At 72.6% G+C, this 24,743-nt stretch carries 24 protein-coding genes and 1 other RNA gene; 12 read left to right on the forward strand and 13 right to left on the reverse strand.

Going from position 1 to position 24,743, the window contains the following annotated elements; genetic code table 11:
- Positions 1-12: 12 nt before the first annotated feature.
- Positions 13-1,140, forward strand: coding sequence for an FAD-dependent monooxygenase (locus tag EIY87_RS23205; protein ID WP_125311630.1), 1,128 nt, complete (start codon positions 13-15; stop codon positions 1,138-1,140).
- On the opposite strand, the gene EIY87_RS23210 is transcribed toward EIY87_RS23205, so the two are convergent.
- Positions 1,085-1,759, reverse strand: coding sequence for a response regulator (locus tag EIY87_RS23210; protein ID WP_125311632.1), 675 nt, complete (start codon positions 1,757-1,759; stop codon positions 1,085-1,087). The two genes, EIY87_RS23205 and EIY87_RS23210, sit on opposite strands and share 56 nt — an antisense overlap.
- Positions 1,756-3,324: a sensor histidine kinase gene (locus EIY87_RS23215; protein ID WP_125311634.1), complete on the reverse strand. Its 1,569-nt coding sequence runs from the start codon at positions 3,322-3,324 to the stop codon at positions 1,756-1,758. Before EIY87_RS23215 ends, EIY87_RS23210 begins: the two co-directional genes overlap by 4 nt.
- 173 nt (positions 3,325-3,497) lie before the next feature.
- On the opposite strand from EIY87_RS23215, the gene EIY87_RS23220 reads away from it, so the two are divergent.
- Positions 3,498-3,707 carry a hypothetical protein gene (locus tag EIY87_RS23220; protein ID WP_003082038.1) on the forward strand — a complete coding sequence of 70 codons (210 nt, stop codon included), beginning with the start codon at positions 3,498-3,500 and terminating at the stop codon, positions 3,705-3,707.
- Positions 3,704-4,450, forward strand: coding sequence for a hypothetical protein (locus EIY87_RS23225; RefSeq protein WP_125311636.1), 747 nt, complete (start codon positions 3,704-3,706; stop codon positions 4,448-4,450). Before EIY87_RS23220 ends, EIY87_RS23225 begins: the two co-directional genes overlap by 4 nt.
- Here EIY87_RS23225 and EIY87_RS23230 read toward each other — a convergent pair.
- Both EIY87_RS23230 and EIY87_RS23235 read right to left on the reverse strand, forming a co-directional pair.
- Positions 4,432-4,653 (reverse strand): hypothetical protein, encoded by a 222-nt coding sequence (locus EIY87_RS23230; protein ID WP_125311638.1) that lies wholly within the window; start codon positions 4,651-4,653, stop codon positions 4,432-4,434. The genes EIY87_RS23225 and EIY87_RS23230 overlap by 19 nt on opposite strands.
- An 11-nt stretch (positions 4,654-4,664) precedes the next feature.
- On the reverse strand, positions 4,665-5,789 hold the full coding sequence (locus EIY87_RS23235; RefSeq protein ID WP_125311640.1) for an inorganic phosphate transporter: 1,125 nt from the start codon (positions 5,787-5,789) through the stop codon (positions 4,665-4,667).
- A 194-nt stretch (positions 5,790-5,983) separates the two neighbouring features.
- On the opposite strand from EIY87_RS23235, the gene EIY87_RS23240 reads away from it, so the two are divergent.
- Complete coding sequence (locus tag EIY87_RS23240) at positions 5,984-7,363, forward strand: nitrilase-related carbon-nitrogen hydrolase (RefSeq protein WP_125311642.1); 1,380 nt, start codon at positions 5,984-5,986, stop codon at positions 7,361-7,363.
- Here EIY87_RS23240 and EIY87_RS23245 read toward each other — a convergent pair.
- Complete coding sequence (locus EIY87_RS23245; protein WP_125311645.1) at positions 7,334-8,134, reverse strand: poly(ethylene terephthalate) hydrolase family protein; 801 nt, start codon at positions 8,132-8,134, stop codon at positions 7,334-7,336. The genes EIY87_RS23240 and EIY87_RS23245 overlap by 30 nt on opposite strands.
- Positions 8,135-8,316: 182 nt before the next feature.
- Here EIY87_RS23245 and EIY87_RS23250 point away from each other — a divergent pair, with 182 nt between their 5' ends.
- Positions 8,317-9,183: an esterase/lipase family protein gene (locus EIY87_RS23250; RefSeq protein WP_125311647.1), complete on the forward strand. Its 867-nt coding sequence runs from the start codon at positions 8,317-8,319 to the stop codon at positions 9,181-9,183.
- Here EIY87_RS23250 and EIY87_RS23255 read toward each other — a convergent pair.
- The 6 genes from EIY87_RS23255 to hutH form a co-directional block, all read right to left on the reverse strand.
- Positions 9,167-10,324: an FAD-dependent oxidoreductase gene (locus EIY87_RS23255; RefSeq protein WP_225439995.1), complete on the reverse strand. Its 1,158-nt coding sequence runs from the start codon at positions 10,322-10,324 to the stop codon at positions 9,167-9,169. The two genes, EIY87_RS23250 and EIY87_RS23255, sit on opposite strands and share 17 nt — an antisense overlap.
- Before the next feature lie 107 nt (positions 10,325-10,431).
- Positions 10,432-11,577 (reverse strand): imidazolonepropionase, encoded by a 1,146-nt coding sequence (gene hutI / locus EIY87_RS23260; protein ID WP_125311649.1) that lies wholly within the window; start codon positions 11,575-11,577, stop codon positions 10,432-10,434.
- A complete protein-coding gene (locus EIY87_RS23265) occupies positions 11,565-12,797 on the reverse strand; it encodes a formimidoylglutamate deiminase (protein ID WP_263855621.1) in 1,233 nt (410 codons plus the stop codon). The genes hutI and EIY87_RS23265 overlap by 13 nt, the downstream gene beginning before the upstream one ends.
- A gap of 101 nt (positions 12,798-12,898) precedes the next feature.
- On the reverse strand, positions 12,899-14,095 hold the full coding sequence (locus tag EIY87_RS23270; RefSeq protein ID WP_125311654.1) for an allantoate amidohydrolase: 1,197 nt from the start codon (positions 14,093-14,095) through the stop codon (positions 12,899-12,901).
- Positions 14,092-15,744, reverse strand: a complete 1,653-nt coding sequence (gene hutU / locus EIY87_RS23275; RefSeq protein WP_125311656.1) for a urocanate hydratase — start codon at positions 15,742-15,744, stop codon at positions 14,092-14,094. Before hutU ends, EIY87_RS23270 begins: the two co-directional genes overlap by 4 nt.
- Complete coding sequence (gene hutH / locus EIY87_RS23280; protein WP_125311658.1) at positions 15,744-17,270, reverse strand: histidine ammonia-lyase; 1,527 nt, start codon at positions 17,268-17,270, stop codon at positions 15,744-15,746. Before hutH ends, hutU begins: the two co-directional genes overlap by 1 nt.
- An 84-nt stretch (positions 17,271-17,354) precedes the next feature.
- Between hutH and EIY87_RS23285 the strand changes: the two genes are divergently transcribed.
- The 3 genes from EIY87_RS23285 (at position 17,355) to EIY87_RS23295 (ending at position 20,815) form a co-directional block, all read left to right on the forward strand.
- Complete coding sequence (locus EIY87_RS23285; RefSeq protein ID WP_125311660.1) at positions 17,355-18,137, forward strand: IclR family transcriptional regulator; 783 nt, start codon at positions 17,355-17,357, stop codon at positions 18,135-18,137.
- Between the two features lie 97 nt (positions 18,138-18,234).
- Positions 18,235-19,452 (forward strand): MFS transporter, encoded by a 1,218-nt coding sequence (locus EIY87_RS23290; protein WP_191984221.1) that lies wholly within the window; start codon positions 18,235-18,237, stop codon positions 19,450-19,452.
- 139 nt (positions 19,453-19,591) lie between these two features.
- A complete protein-coding gene (locus tag EIY87_RS23295; protein WP_125311662.1) occupies positions 19,592-20,815 on the forward strand; it encodes a GGDEF domain-containing protein in 1,224 nt (407 codons plus the stop codon).
- Between the two features lie 3 nt (positions 20,816-20,818).
- Here EIY87_RS23295 and EIY87_RS23300 read toward each other — a convergent pair whose 3' ends face one another.
- Together EIY87_RS23300 and ssrA are read right to left on the reverse strand one after the other, a co-directional pair.
- Positions 20,819-21,025 (reverse strand): hypothetical protein, encoded by a 207-nt coding sequence (locus tag EIY87_RS23300; protein ID WP_125311664.1) that lies wholly within the window; start codon positions 21,023-21,025, stop codon positions 20,819-20,821.
- A 326-nt stretch (positions 21,026-21,351) separates the two neighbouring features.
- Positions 21,352-21,720: a transfer-messenger RNA gene (gene ssrA / locus EIY87_RS23305) on the reverse strand.
- 147 nt (positions 21,721-21,867) lie between these two features.
- Between ssrA and EIY87_RS23310 the strand changes: the two genes are divergently transcribed.
- From EIY87_RS23310 to EIY87_RS23325, 4 genes are all read left to right on the forward strand, one after another.
- Positions 21,868-22,542, forward strand: coding sequence for a sensor domain-containing protein (locus tag EIY87_RS23310; RefSeq protein WP_125311667.1), 675 nt, complete (start codon positions 21,868-21,870; stop codon positions 22,540-22,542).
- On the forward strand, positions 22,539-23,672 hold the full coding sequence (locus EIY87_RS23315; RefSeq protein WP_125311669.1) for a sensor histidine kinase: 1,134 nt from the start codon (positions 22,539-22,541) through the stop codon (positions 23,670-23,672). The genes EIY87_RS23310 and EIY87_RS23315 overlap by 4 nt, the downstream gene beginning before the upstream one ends.
- Positions 23,673-23,711: 39 nt before the next feature.
- Positions 23,712-24,353 carry a response regulator transcription factor gene (locus tag EIY87_RS23320; RefSeq protein ID WP_086864789.1) on the forward strand — a complete coding sequence of 214 codons (642 nt, stop codon included), beginning with the start codon at positions 23,712-23,714 and terminating at the stop codon, positions 24,351-24,353.
- A gap of 120 nt (positions 24,354-24,473) precedes the next feature.
- Positions 24,474-24,689, forward strand: coding sequence for a hypothetical protein (locus EIY87_RS23325; protein ID WP_086864791.1), 216 nt, complete (start codon positions 24,474-24,476; stop codon positions 24,687-24,689).
- Positions 24,690-24,743: the final 54 nt, after the last annotated feature.

The following is a 24,743-nucleotide window of genomic DNA, read 5'->3' on the forward strand; positions in this document are numbered from 1 at the left end:
AGGAGGTGCGTCATGCACGCAGTGGTCGTCGGGGGCGGTATCGGCGGACTCGGGGCGGCGATCGGGCTGCACCGGGCCGGGTGGCGGGTCACGGTGCTCGAACGGGCGCCGGAGTTCGGCGACGTCGGCGCTGGCATCTCGCTCTGGCCGAACGCACTGCGCTGCCTGGACGAACTCGGCGTCGATCTCGGCGAGAGCCTCGCCCCGCAGCGCGACGGCGGGTTCCGCGACCGCCGGGGCCGGCGCGTCGTCCGCTGGGATTCGGCCGCGTTCGAACGCCGGCACGGCCGTCCGCTCGGCGCCATCCACCGGCGCGACCTCGTCAACGCGCTCAAGGACGCCGTCCCCGCCGGCAGCCTCCGGACCGGCACCGAAGTCACCGAAGTGCGAGAAGACGGGCTCGTCCGCTTCGACGGCGGGGAAATCGAGGCCGATCTGGTCGTCGCCGCCGACGGGATCCGCAGCCGGATCCGGCACGCGCTGTTCCCGCGGCACCCCGAGCCCGTCTTCTCCGGCAGCGCGGCCTTCCGCGGCATCGCGAAACTCCCGCACACCCGGCTCAGCACGAGCTTCGACCGCGGCACCGAAGTCGGCGTCCTGCCCCTCACCGGCGACGACGTCTACTGGTGGATCTGTTACGTCACCGAGCCCGGCCGGAACCCGGGCACCCCGGACTTCGGCACCTGGCACGACCCCATCCCGGCCCTGATCGAGGCGACCCCGCCGGAAGCCCTGCTGCACCACGACCTCTACCACCTGGGCACGCCGCTGCCGGCCTACACCCGCGGCCAGATCGCCCTGCTCGGCGACGCCGCGCACGCGATGCCACCGTTCCTCGGCCAGGGCGGCTGCCAGGCGCTCGAGGACGCCGTCGTGCTCGCCCACGTCATGTCCACAATGGACGTCGAAAAAGGACTCCGGGCCTACGACGCGGAACGGCGTCCGCGCAGCCAGAAGGTCGCCAGGGAATCCGTCCGGATGGGCAAGCTGGGCCCGCAGCTGACCAACTCCGTCGCGACTAAGCTGCGCACCGCCGCCCTGCGGCTGCTCCCGTCGCAGGCCACCGCCCGGCTGGGCGCGGCCGTCACGGGGTGGCGGCCGCCGCGTCTCCCCCGACCAGTCCCGCCTCGTACGCCGTGATCGCCGCCTGCACCCGGTTCTTCGCGCCGAGCCGGGTCAGGATGGTGCTCACGTGCGCCTTCACCGTGCCCTCGACGACGAACATCTTCGCCGCGATGTCCGCATTGGACAGTCCGGCACCGAGCAGGGTCAGCACTTCCCGCTCACGCGGCGTCAGCCCGCTGATCCGCTCCCGGGCCGCCGCGGCGCGCGTCAGCCGGCCGCCGGACAGGCGCGCGATGACCCGCTGGGCGACCTTCGGCGAGAGGAACGCGGCCCCGCCGGCGACGGCGTGGATCCCGGCCAGCAGCTCGCGCGGATCCCCCGACTTGAGCAGGAACCCGCCCGCCCCGAGGCCCAGCGCGCGTTCGATGTACTCGTCCTCGCCGAACGTCGTCAGCATGATCACGCCGGTCGCGGGCAGCAGCTTCCGGATCTCGGCGGCCGCGCCGAGGCCGTCCAGCCCCGGCATCCGGATGTCGAGCAGCACGACGTCCGGGTGCGTCGCGAGCGCCTGCGAGACCGCCTCGCGCCCGTCGGCGGCCTCGGCGACGACCTCGATGCCCGGGTCCGCGCCCAGGATCGCCGCCACCCCCGCCCGCATCAGCGCTTCGTCGTCGGCCAGCACGACCCTGATCACTTTGCCCCCTCGGCGAACCAGTCCTTGGAAAGCAGCTTCCCATCCGTGAAACACAGCCGGTAAGCGGCGTAGTCGTCGTTCAGCCACGACCGCCCGGCGCCGTAGTACTCGCACACGGCACCCGGCGCCGACGGCGGCTCACCCCGCGCGGGCCGCGCCGAGCGCTGGCGTTCGGGCAGCGTCAGCTCGGCCCGCGGCTGCCCGATCCGCAGCCGTTCGTAGACGCCGCCGGGCAGCTCCGAAGAGTTCCACTGGTAGAGGAACGCGATGCCGCCGACCGCCAGCACCACCCCGAACAGCGTGAGCGGCACGACGACCGCCTGGATCAGGCTGCGCCGCACGTCGCGGCGGGCCAGCTCCAGCGCACGGGCCGACGTCGACTGCCCGACCTCGTCCTCGGCCGCCTCGCGCAGCTCCGGGGACTCCTCGACCGGTGCGGCGTCGTGCGGCAGCGTCGCGGTGACCGCGAACCCGCCCTCGTGCGGCCCGGCCCGCAGCGTGCCGCCGACCAGCCGGACCCGCTCGCGCAGGCCGATCAGCCCGCGGCGCCCGGACGCCGCGCCCGGCAACGGCCCGGCGGGCGGCGGCGCGTTGACGACGCTCACCTCCGTCACTGCCCCGGAGCTCGTCACGCGAACCACCACCGCGGCCCCCGGCGCGTGCTTCGCCACGTTCGTCAGCGCTTCCTGCACCACGCGGTGGGTGGCGCGGGCGACCATCGGCGGCGCCTGCGCGCTGTCCACGGCCGAATCGATGAGCAGCCCCGACGCCCGCGCGCGCGAGATCAGCTCGGCGAGGTCGCCCTGCACCGGCTCGACCGGGGCGGCGTCCTCGCGCAGCACGCCGATGATCTCGCGCAGCCGCTCGGTCGCCGCCGCGGCACTGGTCCGCAACTGCGTGGCCGCGTCGCGCTGGGTGCCGTCGAGTCCCGGCGCGACCTCGAGCGCGGCGGCGCGGACGGCGATCAGGCTCAGCTCGTGCCCGAGCGAGTCGTGCATGTCGCTCGCGATCCGGGCGCGCTCGCGCAGCCGCGCCTGGTCGGCGACGAGCCGCTGCCTGCTCTCCATCTCCTCGGCCCGCCGCCAGCCGGTGCGCGCGAGCTCGCCGCGCACCCGGACGTACCGGCCCAGCAGCCACGGCGACAGCCCGGCGAACACCAGGATCGCGACCATCGCGGCCCAGTCCCCGATGCCGTCGGGCCCGAGGAACAGGGACAGCGGCAGGCCGAGCAGCACCACGGCCACGCCGGTCAGCACGCCCGGCCGGGCCCGTTCCATCCGCAGCCCGGCCAGGTAGCTCATCGCCACCAGCACGAACACCACCCAGACGGCCACGCGGTCGCCGTACGGGAACGGCACGGCGAGCGTCCCGGCCAGCGCGATGCCGAGCGAGACGCCGGGGTACCGCCGCGACGTCGCCACCGAACCCGCCACGACGGCGAGCCCGCCGGCCAGCTCCCAGTACGACCGGCTTTCGATCGTGCCCGCGGCGACGACGAAGGCGAGGAACAGGCCGAGTGCGACGTCGAGCACCACGCGCCACCTGCGCTTCGTCACTTCTCGCACAGGACCGAAACTACAAGGCGTGACCGCGGGCGACCACTGCCGAAAGTCAACCCTTCAGCGTGTCCAGGAAAGCCAGGGTCTGATCCGTGTCGACAAAGCGACCGCGTCCAGCTCGCCGACACGGACCGTGGACGCCTCGAAGGTCCTGCCCGCATGATGCATGATGATCCACCATGGCCGAGCGCACACTCGCCGATCAGTTGGGCGGCTACCTCCCCGAAGGCATCGAGGCCCTCGAAGAGCACGAACGGCAGGACCTCGCCGACGCCTTGCGCGACGCGCGGCGTCGCCAGGCGAAAGCGCTCGCCGAAGCCGGCGAAGAGGGCCTCCGGTACGTGCCGGCGCTGCTGCGCGGCGCGGTCCGGAAGGCGGTCGGCCTGTGACCGCGGACTACGCCTCGCGCGCGGAGATCCTGAAGCTCGCCCGCGTCCTCGGCGTCGAGCACGAGCGGCTGGAGTACCTCGCCCGCGTCGACGCCGACGACCTGAAGGCGTTCCGCGAGCAGGTCACCGACACGCTGTTCGACGCGAACAGCGCCGTGCTGCAGCGGATGGCGCTGGCCGCGCGGCTGCTGCCCGGCGCGGTGCTCGCCAAGATCGCCGAGAAGGTGTTCGGCCCGCTGCTGTGCGCCCGGATCGCCGGGCTGGTCGACGTCTCCCGCGGCGTCGACGTCGCCAAGCGGCTGCACCCGCGCTTCCTCGCCGAAGTCGCGGCGGAGCTCGACCCGCGACGGGCGAGCGCGATCATCTCGCGCATCCCGCTGGACACCGTCCTGGCCGTCGCCGCCGAGCTGGCGCGCCGCGAGGACTGGATCACCCTCGGCCGGTTCGTCGGGCACCTGCCCGACCCGACCGTGCGGCGCGCGCTGGAGCAGATCGACGACCCCGGCCTGCTGCGGATCGCGTTCGTGCTCGACGACAAGAGCCGCATCGACCACGTCGTCGGCCTGCTGCCGGCGCACCGGCTCGGCAGGCTGCTCACCGCGGCGGGCGCCGACGAGGAGCTCTGGGACCCGGCGCTGGACCTGCTGACCCACCTGAGCGCCGAGCGCCGGAGCACGCTGGTCCCGATGCTCGGCGGGCTCCCGGAGGGATTCCGGGAACGCGCTCAGGCGACGATCAAGTAGATCCCGTAGCCCACGATCGCCGCGCAGAGCGCGAAGCAGATGACGGCGCCCGCCAGCTGACCACTGCCCGAGCCACCGGCTTCGCGAGCCGAGTCGCGCTGGGAGAGCCCGACCACCCCGAAGGAGAACAGGCTCGTCAGCACGACGACCGAAGCGAGCGCGACGACGAAGACGAGACCGAGGGAACCCCAATCGATGTGCACGGCGGCGCTCCTCAGGCGTTGACCGGCTGCACGCCGGGCTCGGGTTCGTTGATGGAGTTGGCGCTGACCGGGTTCCGCTTCGACGCGAGGTAGATGCCCACCGCGACGACGACCCCGGCGAGGCCGATCAGGACCGTGCCCCAGGTGCCGAGCGTCGAGACCTCGGCGGCGATCGCGCCGACGACCGCGGCGGCGGGCAGCGTCAGCGCCCAGGCGAGCACCATCTTGCCCGCGACGCCCCAGCGCACCTCGGCGAGCTTGCGGCCGAGCCCGGAGCCGATGATGCCGCCCGAGCAGACGTGCGTGGTGGACAGCGCGAACCCGAGGTGCGCCGAGGTCAGGATCACCGCGGCGGCGCTCGTCTCGGCCGCGAAGCCCTGCGGCGTCTGGATTTCCGTGAGCTTCTTGCCCATGGTCTGGATGATCCGCCAGCCGCCGAGGTAGGTGCCGAGCGCGATCGCGGCGCCGGCGGTCAGGACCACCCAGAGCGGCGGTCCCGAGTTCGGCGCGAGCGAACCGGACGCGATCAGCGTCAGCGTGATGACACCCATGGTCTTCTGCGCGTCGTTCGTGCCGTGCGCGAGCGACACCAGCGAAGCCGACGCGATCTGCCCGGCCTTGAACGTCCGGCCCACGGTGTCCTGCTTGGCCCGCGCGGTGATCCGGTAGACGAGGAACGTGCCGAGCGTCGCGACGATCCCGGCGACGATCGGCGAAGCGAGCGCGGGGATGAGGACCTTCTCGACGACCTTCCCGAAGTGGACGGCGTCGGAGCCCGAGGCGATCCAGGTGGCGCCGATGAGCCCGCCGAACAGGGCGTGCGACGAACTCGACGGCAGCCCGATCAGCCAGGTCAGCAGGTTCCACACGATGGCGCCGACGAGCCCGGCGAAGATGATCACCGGCGTCACCTTGGTGTCGTCGACGATGCCCCCGGAGATCGTCTTCGCGACCTCGACCGAGAGGAACGCGCCGACGAGGTTCAGCACCGCGGACACCGCGACGGCGACCTTCGGCTTGAGCGCCCCGGTGGCGATGGAGGTGGCCATGGCGTTGGCGGTGTCGTGGAAGCCGTTGGTGAAGTCGAAGGCCAGCGCGGCGACGATCACCACCAGCACGATCAGCGAGAAGTCCATGTTCGGCTCTCTTCCTTTGCTGTTCGTTAGCAACGCTACTGATCGACTGGACAGCCGCCGATCCCTGTCGTGTGACAGCTGCTTGAACTCTCGATGAACCGGGGTGGGGCCTACCCCACCCCGAACCCGGTGGTCCAGCCCAGTGCCTTGCCGTGCCCCGCCTGAAACCGTGGAACGGGGCGAAAGGGGCACCGATGAAAGCGATACTGGCGACCGTCGCGTCGGCCGTGCTGTTCTTCTTCGGCACGGGTTTGGACCCGCTGCCCGAACTCGCCTGGCTGGCGCCGTTGCCGATCTTCCTGCTGGCACCCCGCGTGCACGGCGGGATCGCGCTCGCAAGCGCTTTCACCGCTTACCTCGCGGGCAGCGCGGGAAGCTGGAGCTACTTCTGGCATTCGCAGTCGATCCCCCGCCCCGCCGCGCTCGCGATCCTCGGCGGGAGCGCCGTGCTGTTCGCGCTGTCCGCCGGCCTCTTCGGGCTCTTGGTCCGGCGCGGCCACGGCTTCCTGGCGGCGCTCGCCGCGCCCGCGTTGTGGACCGTCGCGCTCTACGTCGTTTCGCTGCTCAACCCCACCGGCCTGATGGGCACCTTCATGACGACGCAGGCCGACCGGCCGTCGATCGTGCGGATCGCCGCGGTCACCGGGGGCTGGGGCGTGGAGTTCCTGGTGCTGTTCGCCCCGGCCGCCGTCGCCGCCGCGCTCTCGCCCGGCCGGACGCGGCTCGTCCCCGTCGTCGCCCTCGCCGCGATCGCGGGCGGGCTCGCGTTCTGGAGCACCCCGGCCTCGACGACGCTGTCGACGAAAGTCGCCCTCATCGCACCGGAGCAGCACCGCTGGGCGGTCGACGTCGCCACCCGCGACGGCCAAGCACTCGTCGGGTCCTATGTGGACCAGATCGCGAAGCTGCCGGACGGCGTCAAGACCGTGGTGCTGCCCGAAGCCACCTTCGCGGTGGACCAGACCAGCCGCGCGAGCCTCGTCGCGGCCCTTACCGAGGTGGCCAGAGAGAGGGACCTCGACGTCGTCACCGGCGTCCTCGACACCACGCCGGACGGCCGCTTCAACGCCGCGCTGGCCGTGCCGCCGTCCGGTGCGCCGGTCGAATACCGCAAGTGGCACAACGGGGATTCGCCGAACATCCGGTCCGGCACCGAGACCACCCGGATCGGCCTGATGGTGTGCATGGACGTCAACTTCGCCGACCCGAGCCGCGACTACGGCGCGGCCGGCACCGGCCTGGTCTTCATCCCCGCCTCCGACGAGGACGTGGACGGCTGGGCGCACAGCCGCACGGCGCTGATCCGCGGCGTCGAGAACGGCTTTTCGGTGGCCTGGAGCGCGGCCCGCGGCACCCCGATGCTCGCCGACGCGCGAGGCCACGTCCTGGCCGACACCCACACCGGCGGCAGCCCGTTCTCGGTGGTCGTCGCGGACGTCCCGGCCGGCACCGGGAAGACGCCGTACGCACGTTTCGGCGACTGGTTCGCCTGGCTCTGCGGGTTGCTCGCAGCGGCCGGGATCGCGGCCGCCGCGCGCCGGTCGTCAGACTTGGAGCGCCAGGTCGTTGCGTAGCACCTTCGACCACGCCGGATCGGCGCACAGCGTGCAGCCTGGTCCGAAGAAGACACCCTTGGCCTGCGCGTCGCCCGCCAGCCAGTACCGGAACCACGCGGTGATCGCGCCGCGGAACCCACCGCCGTCACCGGTCGCCGTGAAGTGGGTGGCGCCGGCGAGCTCGCCGTAGACCGCGGGAACGTGCGACGCGGCGTAGTAGCGCGGGATGACCAGCAGTCCCGGCACGACGATCACGTCGAACTGGCCGCCGAGGAAGAACACCGGGCCGTGCAACGCCGCCACTGAACCTTGCGGGCCCGGCTCGATCGGGACGGTCGTCGTGACGAGCGGGTCGGCACCGGCCGCGATCGCCCCGCCGCCGCCCTGGGAATGCCCGGTCGCGCCGATGTGCGCGGTGTCGATCCGGCCGAAGTACCGGCTGCCGGGCCGGGCGTTCTCCGCCACGAGCGTCCGGGCGCCGGCCAGCATTTCCGCGCCGGTCCCGGAGTTCGGCGTGTCCGCGGCCGCGACGACGAACCCGTACGACGCGAGGTGGCGCAGCAGCGGCGCGTAGATCGCCGGGGTCGCGCCCGTTCCGTTGCCCCAAACGATGACCGGGTGCCGCTCGCCGCCGAGGTCGGCGGGGCGGAAGACGGTGTGGGTGCTGTCGAGCGCCTCACTGACGACGGGATAGGGACCCGGCTGGTCCCAGTGCACCGGCTCCGCCAGCGCCGGCTGGGGAATCACGAAAAGCGCGGTCAAGATCGCTACGAGCCACAGACGCCGCACGGCTCCTCCTGTTTCGCCGTTGGAACAGTCACCTTCACCATCGGCCGTGCGCACCCTCCCCTTGGTTGTCACCTGTCACAACGAACGGCGGTCAAGTCTGAGCGTTGTCCCAGGTCGTCTCCCCCGCGCTGTGACCGATCATGAGCTGCATCACTTACTGACGGGTAACTGGAGGCAGTGGAATGCGGGTCACCAACGGCGGTGCCAAGCGGATCCTCACGGCGGTCATCGCGGCGCTCACCCTCGGCTCAGCGGCGCCGTCGGTCGCCGAAGCGGCGCCGGGCAGCGGCTGGAACGACTGGGGCTGCCGCCCGTCGGCCGCGCACCCCCAGCCCGTGGTGCTGGTGCACGGCCTCGGCGCGAACGACACCGTCAACTGGTTCTTCCACGCGCCGAAGATCGCTGCGCAGGGCTACTGCGTGTTCTCCCTGACCTACGGCACCGGCGTCCTCGGCCCCGGCGTCGGCGGGCTCGCGTCCATGCGCACCAGCGCCGCGCAGCTCGGCCGGTTCGGCGACCAGGTCCGGTCCGCTACCGGCGCGGCGAAGGTCGACATCGTCGGCCACTCCGAAGGCAGCACGATGCCGGCGTACTACCTGAAGTACGGCGGCGGCGCGGCGAAGGTCGCGAACTTCGTCGGCTTCGGCGCGAACTACCGCGGAACCACGCTCGGCGGCCTCGACGCGCTCGCCAAGGCCTTGCTGACCACGGTCCCGGGCTTGAGCGCGATCCTCAAGACGGCCTGCGGCGCGTGCCAGGAGTACCTGGCGCCGTCGGCCTTCCTGGACGACCTCGCCCGCGGCGGCGTGCACGTCGCCGGGCCGGCGTACACGAGCATCGTCAGCAAGTACGACGAGGTCGTGACGCCGTACACGAGCGGCGTCCTGGACGAGCCGGGCGCGACGGACATCGTGCTGCAGGACTTCTGCGCGGCCGACGCTTCGGGTCACCTGAGCCAGGCGATCGACCCGAACGTCACCGGCCTGATCCTGCACGCGCTCGACGCGAGCTACACGCCGGCCTGCACGCCGTTCACGCTTCCGCTGTGAGCGGGTTCTGCCCGAGGTACCGCCGTCCGTTTTCGGCGGACTCGCGCACCGCCGCGAAGCCGTAGCCGACCATCGCGGCTTCGTAAGCCGCCACGGCTTCGAGGAGCGGGGCCCCGGCCAGCGCGGACGCCAGCACCGCACCATCGCGCAACGCGGTGTTGGCGCCCGCGCCGGCGGCCGGGCTCATGGCGTGGATCGCGTCGCCGACGAGCGTCACGCGCGAGGGCGCCCACGGTTCGATCGGGACGCTCGTGCGGATCGGCTGCGGGAAGGTCGCCGGGACGTCCCAGTGCTCGACCATCGCGCGGGCGAGCGGGTGCCAGCCGTCGACGAGCCGCAGCGCCACCTTCTGGAGGTCACCGGGCGTCATCGCGGCGAGTTCCGCCTCGTCGTGGCCGACTACGTCCCAGCGCGCGCCCACCGAGCACGTCAGGTACGGATCGGCGTCGCGCAGCCGCAGGTCCGGCACCAGCCGCGCGCACGCGCCGTCGACCGGTTCCGGGTAGTCGACCGGCGCGAACCCGGCCATCGTCCGGTCCGGCCCGACCATCATGTTGAACACCGCGAACATCTCGGGCTCGAACAACGCCCGCGTCGCCGGCGTCAGCGGAATCCGGCCGTAGAGGTGCACGAGCCCGGCGTCGACGACCCGGGCGTGCGGCAGGTACTGCCGCCGCACGGGGGAATTGATGCCGTCCGCGCCGACCAGCAGGCTGCCGCGGGCGGAAGTGCCGTCGGCGAAGTGCGCGATCACGCCGTCGTCGTCGGTCTCGTAGTGCGTGAACTGCTTGCGGTAGGCCACTTCCTGGCCGTGCAGCAGGATCTGCCGCAGGGTGAAGCGGTTGACGTTGAGGTGGGTCCCCTCGTCCGCCAGGCGCGTGACCAGCCTCAGCCGCTCGTCGTAGACGTTCGTGTGCGGCAGCGCCCGGCCCGCGGTGGCGTGGAAGAGTTCGTGCAGCTCAGGAAGCAGTACTTCCCGCAACGCCGAGTCGCCGACGCCGCCGATGTGCAGCCGGTAGCCCTGCTTCCGGGCGCCCGCCGACTCGTCGCGTTCGTAGACCTGGCACGGGATCCCGGCCCGGCGCAGCCCCTGCGCGAGGCTCAAGCCACCCAGGCCGGCCCCGATGATGATCACAGACACAGCTGTCCCTTCGTCGCTTCCGAGGAAGGGACGCACAGGTAAGCCTGCCGATGCTGCCCGGACTAACCCATACCGGACTGTGTCTTCGCGCGTCCTCGCCTTCGACGTTAGCGCACACGATCTCCGGCGCGCCACACCGAATTCGTCAGCGGCACGCCCGGCCGGTACGCCAGGTGCGTCACCGACGGCGCGTCGAGCACGTGGACGTCGGCCCGCGCGCCGGGCCGCAGCACGCCGACATCGTCGCGGCGCAACGCCTTCGCGCCGCCCGCCGTCGCCGCCCAGACGGCCTCCTCGATCGTCATCCGGAGCTGCAGCACCGCGGTCGCGACGCAGAACGCCATCGACGTCGTGTACGAGCTGCCCGGGTTGGCGTTGCTGGCCAGCGCGACCGTCGCGCCCGCGTCGAGCAGCCGCCGGGCCGGCGCCATCGCCTGCCGGGTCGACAGGTCGCACGCGGGCAGCAGGGTCGCGACGGTTTCCGACGCGGCCAGCGCCTCGACGTCGGTGTCGCTGAGGTACGTGCAGTGGTCGACGCTCGCCGCGCCGAGCTCGACCGCGAGCCGCACGCCGGGGCCTTCGCCGAGCTGGTTGCCGTGCACCCGCAGGCCGAGCCCGCGCCCGGCGGCGGCCTTCAGGACCCGCGCCGACTGGGCCTCGTCGAACGCGCCGGTCTCGCAGAACACGTCCGCCCAGCGCACGTTCTCCGCGACGGCGTCGAGCATTTCCCCGCACACGAGGTCCACATAGGACTCCGCGTCGGCGCCCGGCGGCACCAGGTGCGCGCCCAGGAACGTGACCTCGTCGGCCACCTCACCGGCGATCCGCGCGGACCGGGCTTCGTCCGCGACGGTCAGCCCGTAGCCCGTCTTGGTCTCCAGGCACGTCGTCCCCTGCCGGGCCGCTTCGTCGACGTGACGGCGGAGGTTGGCGGCGAGCTGCTCGTCGGACGCCTCCCGCGTCGCGCCGACGGTGATCGCGATTCCTCCGGCGGTGTAGGGTTTTCCGGCCATCCGCGCTTCGAACTCGGCGGTGCGGTCGCCGGCGAAGACGAGGTGCGTGTGGCTGTCGACCCAGCCCGGCAGCACCGCGCGGCCTTCGACGTCGACGCGCTCGTCGGCGTCCGGCGCGCTCGAAGCCGGGCCGACCCAGGCCACGCGCGAGCCGTCCAGCACCAGGGCCGCGTCGGACAGGCGGCCCAGTTCGGCGTCGTTCGTCGTTAGCTCGCCGATGCCCGTGATCAGGACTGCCACAGTGCCTCGATCTCCTTCGCCAGCACGGTTTCCGGTCGTTCGATCAGCTGGTGCGCGCCGTCGCGCACGACCTCGCGGCCCGCCACGACGACGTGCCGGACGTCGGCGCCGGACGCGGCGAACACCACACCCGACGGCTCGATGCCAGCCGTCCGCACCGAATCCAGGGTCACGGTGACCAGGTCCGCGCCCGCCCCCTCGGCGAGCGCGCCGACCTCGTCCCACCCGACCGCGGCGTGGTCCGTGCCCGCTTCGAGGAGCTCTTCGGCGGTGAACCGGCCGCGTTCCTCGCTGGCCAGCCGGTCGTCCAGCTCCAGCGCGCGGGTTTCCTCGAAGGCGTCGACGACGGCGTTGCTGTCGCTGCCGATGCCCAGCCGCACCCCGGCGTCCCGCAGGGCGCGGGCCGGGCCGATGCCGTCGCCGAGGTCGCGTTCGGTGGTCGGGCAGAAGCACGCCCGCGCCCCGCTCAGCAGCGCGACGTCCGACGTCGTGAGGTGGGTCGCGTGCACGGCGACCAGCCGCTCGGCCGGCACCCCGCGCTCGTGCAGCAGCTCGGTGGGCGTGCGGCCGTACGCGGCCAGGCACTGCTCGTTCTCGGCCCGCTGCTCGGACAGGTGGACGTGCACCACCCGCGCGCTGTCCACAAGGGACAGCTGATCGGCCGGGACCGCGCGCACCGAGTGGATCGCCGCGCCGACGCGGAACAGCTCGCCTTCCGCCAGCGCCGCCACCCGTTCCGCCCACGCCGCAGCCGAGCCGTCGGAGAAGCGCCGCTGCACCTCGTCGGGTTCGACGCCGATCCCGCCCGCCAGGTAGCAGGTGTCGAGCAGCGTCAACCGGATCCCGGCGTCGGCGGCGGCCTGCCGCAGCGCCGCCCCCATCGCGTTCGGGTCCGCGTACGGCTTCCCGCCGGGCGCGTGGTGCAGGTAGTGGAACTCGCCCACGCTCGTGTACCCGCCCAGCACCATCTCGGCGTAGACCCCGCGCGCCAACCGGTAGTAGGTGTCGGGGTCGAGCCGGGACGCGAGCGCGTACATCCGCTCGCGCCACGTCCAGAACGTGCCGCGTTCGTGGTGCGTCCGTCCCCGCAGCGCCCGGTGGAAGGCGTGCGAATGGCCGTTCGCGAAGCCCGGCAGGGTCAGCCCGTCGAGCACCGTGCCGGACCGCGGCGAGCCGGGTGTCACGCCGGTGATCCGGCCGTCAGCGACTTCGATGCGCACCGCGGACGCGATCCCGCCGGGCAGCCAGGCTTGCGCGCACCAGAAAACTGTCGGTGCCGCGCGATAGGCTGGAAACGGGGGGCGCCCCCGCGGGCCGACGGTCATCGCGCCAGCCGCTCCAGCACCGTGGCCAGCGCGGCGGCCCCGGCCTCGACGTCGCCGGCCTCGGCGAACTCCTCCGGCGAGTGGCTGATGCCGGTCGGGTTGCGCACGTACAGCATCCCCGACGGGACGAACCCGGCGAGGATCGCGGCGTCGTGACCCGCGCCGGTGGGCAGCTCCGGCGGTCCGCCGAGCCAGCCGCCCAGGTCCCGGCGGAGGGCGTCGTCGAACACGACGTCGTCCGAATAGGACTCCCGGGTCACCGTCACCCGGCAGCCCTCCTCGGCGGCCGCGGCCTCCGCCGCGCGCGTGATGTCCTCGACCAGCGCGGGCGTCACGGTCCCGGGCACCCGCGCGTCGAGCCAAAGGTCCACAGTGGACGCGATGACGTTGGTGCCGCCCGGCGTCGGCACGAGCCGCCCGACGGTCGCGCGTGCGTCCGGCACCGCGCGCGCCAGCCGCCGGACCGCGGTGACCGTCGCGGCGGCGGGCAGCATCGGGTCGGCTCGGTCGGCCAGCAGCGTCGCCCCGGCGTGGTTCCCCTGCCCCTCGAAGGAAAACCGCCACCGCCCGTGCGCGATCACCGTGCTGCCGACCGCGACCGGCGCGCCCAGGTCGATCAAGCCGCGCCCCTGCTCGACGTGCAGTTCGAGGAACCGCCCGACCAGCCCGAGCCGCTCGGGATCGGCGCCGATCAGCTCCGGGTCGAAGCCGGACTTCGCCGCGGCCTCGGCGAACGTGACGCCGTCGGCGTCCCGCAGCCCGCGGGCCTTGTCCGCGTCGATCGTGCCGGTCAGCAGCCGCGAGCCGAGGCACGGGACGCCGAACCGGCCGCCCTCCTCCTCGGTGAACACGACGACCGCGAACGGCTTGCCCGGCCGGAAACCTTGCGCCTGCAGCGCTTCCACCGCGGCGAGCGCGCTGACGACGCCGAGCGGGCCGTCGAACGCGCCGCCGCCGGGCACCGAGTCGAGGTGGCTGCCGGTGACGACGGCGTCCGGCCCCGGCGGCCCCCACCAGGCCCAGATGTTGCCGTTGTGGTCGGTGTCGACGTCCAGCCCGAGCCCCAGCGCCCGCTCGCCGAACCACGCGCGCAGATCCTGCTCGGGCGCGTCGAAGGCGTGCCGCGAGTAGCCGCCGCGCTTCGGATCGCGCCCGACGTCGCCGATCTCCGCCAGCAGACCGGAAGCCGTCACGCCTGCTCCCGCATCGGCACCCGCACGCCGCGCTCGTCGGCGACGTCGTTCGCCCGGTCGTACCCGGCGTCGACGTGCCGGATGACGCCCATGCCCGGGTCGTTGGTCAGCACCCGCTCGAGCTTCTGCGCGGCCAGCTCGGTCCCGTCGGCGACGCTGACCTGGCCGGCGTGGATGGACCGGCCCATGCCGACGCCGCCACCGTGGTGGATCGACACCCAGCTGGCCCCGGACGACGTGTTGATCAGCGCGTTCAGCAGCGGCCAGTCGGCGATCGCGTCGGAGCCGTCGGCCATGCCCTCGGTCTCGCGGTACGGCGAGGCGACGCTGCCGGAGTCGAGGTGGTCGCGGCCGATCACGACCGGCGCCTTCAGCTCGCCGCTGGCCACCATCTCGTTGAACCGCAGGCCCGCGAGGTGGCGTTCGCCGTAGCCGAGCCAGCAGATCCGGGCCGGAAGTCCCTGGAAGGCAACGCGTTCCCCGGCGAGGCGGATCCAGCGGGCGAGGGATTCGTTCTCCGGGAACAGTTCCAGCATCGCGCGGTCGGTCGCGGCGATGTCCTCGGGGTCGCCGGACAGCGCGGCCCAGCGGAACGGGCCGTTGCCCTCGCAGAACAGCGGGCGGATGTAGGCGGGCACGAACCCGGGGAAGTCGAACGCGCGCTCGCAGCCGCCGAGCTTGGCCTCGCCGCGCAGGGAGTTGCCGTAGTCGAAGACCTCGGCGCCGCGGTCCAGGAAGCCGAGCATGGCGTCGACGTGGTCGGCCATCGACTCGCGCGAGCGGTCGGTGAACTCGTCCGGCTTCTTGGCCGCGTAGTCGTGCCAGTCCTCGACGGCGATGCCCTTGGGCAGGTAGGAGAGCGGGTCGTGCGCGGACGTCTGGTCGGTGACGATGTCGACCTCGACGCCCCGGCGCAGCAGTTCCGGCAGCACCTCGGCCGCGTTCCCGACAACACCGACCGAAAGCGGCCGCTTCTCCTGCTTGGCCTTGGTGACACGGGCGATGGCGTCGTCGAGGTCGTCGGCCACCTCGTCGAGGTAACGGGTTTCGACGCGGCGGTGCGCGCGCTGCGGGTCGCACTCGATGACCAGCGCGACACCGTCGTTCATGGTGACGGCGAGGGGCTGCGCGCCGCCCATGCCACCGAGACCGGCGGTGACGGTCAGCGTTCCGCGCAACGTGCCGCCGAACTTCTTTTTCGCGACCGCGGCGAACGTCTCGTACGTCCCCTGGAGGATGCCCTGCGTGCCGATGTAGATCCACGAACCCGCGGTCATCTGCCCGTACATCGTCAGGCCCTGCTGCTCGAGCCGGCGGAACTCGGGCCAGGTGGCCCAGTCGCCGACCAGGTTCGAGTTGGCGATGAGCACGCGCGGCGCCCACTCGTGCGTGCGGAACACGCCGACCGGCTTGCCGGACTGCACCAGCAGCGTCTCGTCGACGTCCAAAGTGGTCAGTTCGCGGGTGATGGCGTCGAAGCTGGCCCAGTTGCGGGCGGCCTTGCCGGTACCGCCGTAGACGACCAGGTCCTCGGGCCGCTCGGCGACGTCGGGGTCGAGGTTGTTGTGGAACATCCGCAGCGCGGCTTCGGTCTGCCACGACTTGGCGGTGAGCTGGGTGCCGCGGGCGGCACGGACTACGCGGGACATCAGACCTCCAGACGGGCGGCGTCGAGGACGGCGCCGGAGCGGACGAGTTCTTCGGCGGCCGCGATCTCGGGCGCCAGGTGGCGGTCGGGACCGGGCCCGTTCACCTTGGTGCGCAGCAGGTCCCGGACGCGGCCGGTGACCGGCGACGGCTCCAGCGGCGCCCGGAAGTCGAGTGCACGGGCCGCCGTCAGCAGCTCGATGGCGAGCACGGTGGTCAGGCCGTCGACGGCCTTGCGCAGCTTCCGCGCGGCCGACCAGCCCATGGAGACGTGGTCCTCCTGCATGGCGCTGCTCGGGATCGAGTCGACCGACGCGGGCACGGCGAGCCGCTTGAGCTCGCTGACCACGGCGGCCTGGGTGTATTGGGCGATCATGTGCCCGGAGTCGACGCCGGGATCGTGCGCCAGGAACGGCGGCAGGCCGTGCGAGCGCGCCTTGTCGAGCATCCGGTCGGTGCGGCGCTCGGCGATGCTGGCGACGTCCGCGATCGGGATGGCGAGGAAGTCGAGCACGTACGCGACGGGCGCGCCGTGGAAGTTGCCGTTGGACTCGACGCGGCCGTCGGCGAGCACGACCGGGTTGTCCACAGCGGACATCAGCTCGCGCTCGCCGACGAGTTCGGCGTGCGCGAGGCTGTCGCGCGCGGCGCCGTGCACCTGCGGGGCGCAGCGCAGCGAATAGGCGTCCTGGACGCGGTTGCAGTCCGGGCCGCGGTGGCTCTCGACGATCTTCGAGCCCTGCAGCGCCTGCCACATCCGGGCGGCGGAGGTGGCCTGCCCGGGGTGCGGGCGCAGCGCCTGGAGGTCGGCGGCGAAGGCGCGGTCGGTGCCGAGCAGCGCCTCGACGCTCATCGCGGCGGTGAGGTCCGCGATGTCGAACAGCTTGTGCAGGTCGGCGGCGGCGAGCAGGAGCATGCCGAGCATGCCGTCGGTGCCGTTGGTGAGGGCGAGCCCCTCCTTCTCGGCGAGCACGACCGGCTCGATCCCGGCGTGCTTCAGCGCTTCGCCCGCTTCGACGATCTCGCCGCGGTACGTCACTTGGCCCTCACCCATGAGCGCGAGCGCGACGGCGGCCAACGGGGCGAGGTCGCCGGAGCAGCCGAGCGAGCCGTACTCGTGGACGACCGGGGTGATGTCGGCGTTGAGCAGGGCCGCAAGCGTTTGCGCGGTCCCCGGGCGGACGCCGGTGTAGCCGCTGGCGAGGGTCCGCAGCCGCAGCAGCATCAGCGCGCGGACGACCTCGGGCTCGACGGCGGGCCCGGCGCCGGCGGCGTGCGAGCGGATCAGGCTGCGCTGCAGCGCGGTCCGGCTCTCCACCGGGATGTGCCGGGTGGCGAGCGCGCCGAAGCCGGTCGAGACGCCGTAGGTGGGCGTGACGGCGTGCGCGAGGTTTTCGATGTGCTGGCGGGTCGCGGCGAGGTTCTTCTCGGCCGCGTCCCCGAGCCCGACCGGCGCGTGGCCGCGGACGACGTCGACGACCTGGGCGGCGGTCAGGGGTTCGAGGCCCAGGAGCACTGTTTCCGGCATGGGCCCATTGGACATCGTCCTTCCCGCTGGTGGGATGCCCCACGGAGTGGTTCTGTCTGGTATCCCAGACGCTAGGCTCGGGCCATGGGCGACAGCAGCGAGGTCCCGGCGCTGCGCCGCGGGCTGGCGGTGCTGCGCCTGCTCGCGACGCGCCCCGGCCCGGTGACGGCGGCGGCGATCGCGCGCGAGGCCGGCCTCCCCCGGTCGACGACCTACCACCTGCTCAACGAGCTCGAAGCCGCCGGTTTCGTGGTGCACCTGCCCGCCGAACGCCGCTACGGCCTGGGCATCGCGGCCTTCGAGCTCGGCTCGGCGTACCTGCGGCACGACCCGCTCGAACGGCTGGCCGGGCCGCTGCTGCGCAAGCTCGTCGACCGCGTCGGGCACACCGCGCACCTCGGCGTGCTGCACGGCAACGAGTCGCTGTACCTGATCAAGGAGCGCCCGCTCCGCCCGGAGACCCTGGTGACCGAGGTCGGCGTCCGCCTGCCGGCCCAGCTGACGGCGTCCGGCCGCGCGATCCTGCGGCACCTGCCCGCCCCGCACGTCCGCGCGCTGTTCCCCTCGGCGGCGGCGTTCGTGCACCGCACCGGCCGCGGCCCGGCCACGCTCGCCGACCTCCGCCGCACGCTCAACGCGGAGCGCCGCCTCGGCTGGTCGGTCGAAGACGGCCACGTCACAGCGGGTTTCGCTTCAGTGGCCGCCCCGGTCTTCGACCACGGCGCCCGCCCGCTGGCGGCGATCAGCGTGACCCTGCGCCACCACTGCGCGACGGACCCGTGCGAGGAGACGTGGCCGGACCTGGCCGCGGAGGTGGCGGCCACGGCAGCCGAGCTGACCACCCGCATCGGCGGCCACCCGGGCTGACGCGCTGCTGCGAACAGGGTAACTGTCACCGAACGGCTCGATTCCACTCCGTTCGGTGATTACCTTGGCTGAACAGGGGTTTCGAGGGGCGCCACCGATGGACGACGCACGCGTGACGAAGGTGGGCTTCGGCGCCGTGCTCGCCGTCGCCGAGTTCCGCGCGATGTGGAGCGCCGAGCTGCTGTCGATCTGCGGGGACCAGCTCGCCCGCGTCGCGCTCGCGGTCCTCGTCTTCCAGCGCACCGGCTCGGCGGCGCTGACCGGACTGACCTACGCCCTGACGTACGGGCCTTCGCTGCTCGGCGGCGTGCTGCTGGCCGGCGTCGGTGACCGCCGGCCGCGGCGGGACGTGATGGTCGCGGCGGACCTGGCCCGGGCCGCGCTGGTCGCCGTCATCGCGATTCCCGGCGTTCCGCTCTGGGTGCTGTGCGCGCTGGTCGCGGTGCTGACGGCGCTCGGCGGGCCGTTCAAGGCGGCGCAGCAGGCGCTGCTGCCCATGGTGCTCGAAGGCGAGCGGTACCTGGTCGGGATGGCGCTGCGGAACGTGACGATCCAGGGCGCGCAGCTGGCCGGGTTCGCAGGCGGCGGGGCCTTGATCGCCGCGCTGACGCCGTCCACGGCACTGGCGCTGGACGCGGTGACGTTCCTGCTCTCGGCGTTGCTGCTGGTCACGGGCGTCCGGCGGCGCGCCGCGGTCGCGCAGGCGGTCCGCCCCGCGTGGCTTTCGGCGACCGGCGCCGGCATCCGGCTGATCTGGCGCGACCCGGCGCTGCGGACGCTGGTGGCGCTCAACTGGCTGGCCGGCTGCTACATCGTGCCGGAGGCGCTGGCCGCCCCGTACGCGGCGGGCATCGGCGCGGGCGCGACGCTGGTGGGCCTGCTGATGGCGGCGGACCCGGCGGGCAGCGTCGTCGGCGGCGTCGTGTTCGGCAAGTGGGTCCCGGAACACGTCCAGGTCCGGCTGCTCGGGTGGCTCGGGATCGCCGCGGGACTGCCGCTGGTGCTGTTCGCCTTCCGGCCGGGGCTGGTGCTGTCGGTGCTGCTGCTGGCGACGTCCGGCCTGCTGGCGACGGGCTACAACATCCAGGGCACTGTCTCGTTCATGCGCCGGGTGCCGGACGAGCACCGCGCGCAGTGCGCGGGCGTGAACTCCGCGGGCTTGATCACGGTGCAGGGCCTCGGCGCGGCCGCGGCCGGCGCACTGGCGGAAGTACTGAGCCCGGCGCACACCATCGCGGTGGCCGGCGCGGCGGGTGCCGCGGTGGCCGTGCCGATCGCGAGGGCGTGGCGCCGGGCCGGGCTGGAGGGACCATGACCTCAGTTGTCGCGTCCGCACATGGCGCGCCTCCCTTCACTTCCCCGGGCCGAACCGTCTCCGTCACCGGCCGGACACCATGAGTATGCGGACCGGCGGTGGCATCCCGCGCTCTGGACCACGCTTTCGTGACGTCCTCGTGGCGCCGCGCCACTGGACGCTGTGGCGGCAGCGCCCCCGCGTGGTCGTCTACTGCCTGCTGACCGAGGCGGCCGCGGTCGCGCTGACGCTGCGCCCGCACCCGGTCGCGGTGGACCGCCGGACGCTGCTGATCCTGGCGACGTTGCTGCTCCTCGGCATCCTCCAGTCGGAGACCGGACGGCGGGTGGAGCGCATCCGCCGCCGCGTGTCGGGGACCCCGCACATCAACATGACGTCGGTCTGGACGTTCGCCGGCGTGCTGCTCCTTCCCCCGCCACTGTTGGCGCTGCTGGTCGCCGGCCTCTACTCGCACCTGGCGCTCCGCAGCTGGTACCGCCTGCAGCGGGTACCGGCGTCGAGGACGGCCAGCAACGCGGCCATCATCCTGCTGTCGTGCTACGCCGCTCAAGCGGTGGTCCCCGACATCCGGACGGCACTGACCCACGGCTGGGCGGGCACGTTCGCGCTGGCCGCGGCGGGCGTGACGTTCTTCGTGGTCAACGCCGTGCTGGTGCTGCCGGCCAGGCACGAAATCGGGCGCACCCCGGAAGCCCTGTTCGGCACGTGGGCGGACAACGGCCTGGAGGTGGCGACGCTGTGCCTGGGCGCGCTGAACGCGCTGGCGCTGGCGACGTTGCCGGGCCTGGTGCTGCTGGTGCTGCCGCCGTTGCTGCTGCTGCACCGCACGGTTCTGGTGAAGCAGCTGGAGGTGGCGGCCCACCGCGACGAGAAGACGGGTCTCTACAACACGAGCGGCTGGCACGCACTGGCCGAGCGGACGCTGGCCGCGACGGCGCGTCAGCGCTCGACGTTCGGCCTGCTGATGCTGGACCTGGACCACTTCAAGCAGGTTAACGACACGTACGGGCACCTGGCGGGTGACGCGGTGCTGCGCGCGGTGGCCCAGGCGATCATCTCGGCGGTCCGCGGCCGCGGCGACGCGGTCGGCCGGTTCGGCGGCGAGGAGTTCGTGGTGCTGCTCCCGGGCATCAGCGAGCCCGACATCGGCGCGGTCGCCGAACGCATCCGCCGCGCGGTCAGTGCCCTGACCGTCCCGGTGGGACAGTTGACGATCAGTGGCCAGTCGGTGTCGATCGGCTCGGCGGTCTACCCGCGGGCGGGCACCTCACTCCAGCGCCTCCTGGACGCGGCGGACACCGCGCTGTACCACGCGAAGGCAACTGGCCGGAACAAAGTGGTCCACGTCGCGGACCTGAAGTAGCGCCTACCGCTCCCGCCACAACCCGGCGTCGAGCCCGAGCATGTCCAGCAGTTCGGTGCACTCCCGAGCGTTCGTGGAGTGCCCGGCAACGGTAACCAGAGCCCGACAGTGCTCGGCGGCGAGCCGCTCGGCCTCCTCGGCCCGCAGCACCCCCATCCGGCTGTCCTCATCGTGGGCGCTCGAGCTGCCACTGTGCCGTGCCCAGGTCATCTGGCCACCTACTTCCAGCCCCACGGGTGCGGAGCCATGGTCGGGACCCCAGCATGACACTCACAAGAATTTCACCCGCAAGTGGCCCCCATCACACCCATTCGTGTACACGCTGCCACCGAGCGCAACAGCCCACCAGCCTGTCCACCACACACACGAGCCGCACCTACGCACCCACCGGCACCGCAGCGGGGGCAAGGGGCGGCAGCCCCAGGAAGGGGTCCAGGGGGCGAAGCCCGCCTGGCGGGGGTCTGGGGGTTCGACCCCCAGATCAACACCCGAGAACGAGAGAAGGCCCCAGCCCCGAAGGGGCGCGGGCCTTCTCGCAGTGGAGGTGCCGGGAATTGAACCCGGGTCCTCTGGCGTATCAACAGGGCTTCTCCGTGCGCAGTCCGCTACGTCTCTACTTGACTCCCTCGGTCACGCGAACAAGCCGAGGTGACGAGCCCAGCCACTGTTTGCTTCACGACAGTTCCCCGTGGCCGGGACTGCCGCTGAGCCTCCTAGCTGATGCCGGTACCCGGGCCGGAGGCGAACCCGGGCCGACAGAGACGCACTCGCTCAGGCGGCGAGGGCGTACTCGCGCTGACTGGAGTCGGCGCTTATTTGGTTGCGATGACGCTTAACGGTGGTCTCTCGCCTGCACCGGCACGCTTCTCCTGAATCAACGTCCAAAGTCGAAACCGTTCACCCCCTTGGTGGGACACAACCTGTCCATCATAACGCGTCCCGCCACCGCTTTTGTTCCAAGGTAGGGCCAGCCCCACCACGGGGATGCCCGCGCGCACCATGTCGGCCGGCCGGTCCGGAGACGATCCTTGAGGCAACGAAGGGAGCCGGTCATGGTGCGCGAGAGGCGGGATCCGCCGTTCGGCGGTTCGGTGGTGTTCCTGCTGATGAACCTGCCGCTGGGGGTGGTGGCGTTCGCCTTGCTGACATCGTTCACGGCGGCCGGGGTGGGGACCGCGGTGGTGTGGGTGGGCATGGGTCTGCTCGCGGTGCTGGTCCTGGCCGTGCGCGGCGGCGCGCGGCTGGAGCGGGCCCGGGTCTACGCGCTGCTGGACCGGTACATCGACCTGCCGTACCTGCCGCTGCCCGCCGAGGGGCAGAAGAACCGGTGGAAGGCGCGGCTGAAGGACCCGTCGACGTGGCGGGACCTGACGTACTTCTTCGTCCTGTTCCCGCTCGGCCTGGTCGAGTTCGTGCTGGTGACCGTCTTCTGGTCGACGAGCCTGGCGCTGGCGGGGCTGCCGATCTACTTCCGGTGGCTGCCGGACGGCGCGTACTACTTCCCGGCCGACGACGTGCGGTGGCTGACCGTGGACTCGACGGTGGAAGCGCTACCGTGGGCGGCGCTGGGGGTGTTGTTCATCGCGTTGTCGGTGGCGCTGACGAAGGCGCTGGCGGGGGTGCACGCCCGGCTGGCGAACGCGCTGCTGGGGCCGACCGTGGCGCAGCGCCGTCGGATGGAGCGCTGGTGGGAAGACGCGGAAGAGAAGAACCTGGTGGCGGGATGACCGAGGCATCGCCGGTGGAGCACCCGCGGCCGCACCCGGCTCGCACGATCGTGTACATGATCGTCAGCTTCGTCTTCCGGATCCTGCAGTTCGTGCTGATCGTGACGGGGCTGGCGGTCGGGATCGCGACGGCCGTGATCTGGGTCGGGTTCCCCATCCTGCTCGCGACGACGAGCTTCATCCGCTGGTCGGGCGACCGGGAGCGGGGCTGGCTGCGGACGATGCTGCGGGTGCCGTTGCCGCCGGTGCAGCGGCGGCCGTACGAGGAGGGGCAGCCGCTGCTGCGCCGGTGGGTGGTGCGGCTGAGCGACCCGACGACCTGGCGTGACCTGGCCTACCTGATGGCGGCGTTCCCGCTGGCGTGCGTGGAGCTGGGGATCGCGCTGGCGTCGATCGTGCTGCTGCCGATGGCGGTCTGGGTGACGCCGTGGCTGGGCTGGCTGCACGGCGAGCTGGGGCTCGCGCTGCTGGGGCCGGACCGCACGAAGCGGCTGGAGCAGAAGGCCGAGCGGCTGCAGGCGTCGCGTGCCCGCGGGGTCGACGCGGCCGAGGCCGAGCGGCGGCGCATCGAGCGCGACCTGCACGACGGCGCCCAGCAGCGGCTGGTCGCGGTCGCGATGAGCCTCGGGCGCGCGAAGTCGAAGTTCGACCAGGACCCGGAGTCGGTGCGGGAGCTGATCGACGAGGCCCACGCGGACGCCAAGCTCGCCGTGTCCGAGCTGCGCGACCTCGCGCGCGGCATCTACCCGGCCGTCCTCGGCGACCGCGGGCTGGACGCCGCGCTGTCGGCGCAGGCGGCGAAGTCGCCGATCCCGGTGGACGTCGAGGTGGACGTCGAGCCCCGCCCGCCGGCGGCCGTCGAAACGACGGCGTACTTCATCGTCGGCGAGACCCTGACGAACATCGCGAAGCACTCCGGCGCGACCGAAGCGGGCGTCAAGGTGTGGCGCACCGACGACCACGTGGTCGTCGAGATCACCGACAACGGGCACGGCGGCGCCGAGGTCCGCCCCGGCGGCGGCCTGGCAGGCCTGGCCGACCGCGCCGCGACGATCGACGGCGTGATCACGGTCGTCAGCCCGGCCGGCGGCCCGACGGTGATCCGGGCTGACCTCCCCTGCCAGTGGTGAATAGGCTGGACCCCGTTCATCCACGAGCTTGGGGGCCGGATGCGGGTAGTCATCGCCGAAGACGCCGTCCTGCTGCGGGCGGGGGTCACGCGCCTGCTCGCCGACGAGGGGATCGAGACGGCCGCGGCCGTGGACAACGGTGACGACCTGCTCGGCGCGGTGAAGGAACACCGCCCCGACCTGGCGATCGTGGACGTCCGCATGCCCCCGACGTTCACCGACGAGGGCTTGCGCGCGGCACTGGCGGCGCGCAAGGAGATCCCGGGCCTGCCGGTCCTGGTGCTCTCGCAGTACGTCGAAGAGTCGTACGCGGTGGAACTCCTCTCGGGCGGCGCCGGCGGCGTCGGCTACCTGCTGAAGGAGCGCGTCGCGGACGTCGCGGACTTCCTGGACGCGGTCCGCCGCGTCGCGAACGGCGGCACGGCGATCGACCCGGACGTCATCGCCCAGCTGATGGCCCGCGGCCGCCGCAATCCCCTGGACGCCTTGACGGCCCGCGAGTCGGAGGTCCTCGGCCTGATGGCCCAGGGCCTGTCGAACACGGCGATCGCGAACTCCCTCGTCGTTTCGCACGGCGCGGTGGAGAAGCACATCGGGAACATCTTCTCGAAGCTCGGGCTCGAGGCGAGCGCGGAGGAACACCGCCGCGTCCGTGCGGTGTTGACGTACCTGGGCCGTTAGCGAGAACAGCCGGTGACCAAAAGTCCCGTAAGGTGGACTGAGGGTCACCCGTTCCGCGGGCGGCACCCCCAGCAGCGCTCACCTACCATGAGCGGACCCGCCGACGAGAGGAGCGAGCAGATGACCGACGAAGTCCGCTTCTTCGGCGGCCCGCTCGACGGCCGCGTCCAGGAGCTCGGGGACGCCGAGCCGGTGCCCGGCACCGTGATCCGGCACATCCACCTGCACGGCGGACCGAAGATCGAGACCCGGTACGAGCTCGGGCTCACCGAGCACGGCTGGGAGTACCGAGTCGCCGCGACGCAGCACGAACCCGAGCCGGACGGGCTGAGGTAGGGAGAACCCCCGTACCCCGCGGGGGTGAACAGGACCCCCAAGACGCCGGTCAGC

The sequence above is a fragment of the Amycolatopsis eburnea genome, from assembly GCF_003937945.1.
GTDB classification, from domain to species: Bacteria; Actinomycetota; Actinomycetes; order Mycobacteriales; family Pseudonocardiaceae; genus Amycolatopsis; species Amycolatopsis eburnea.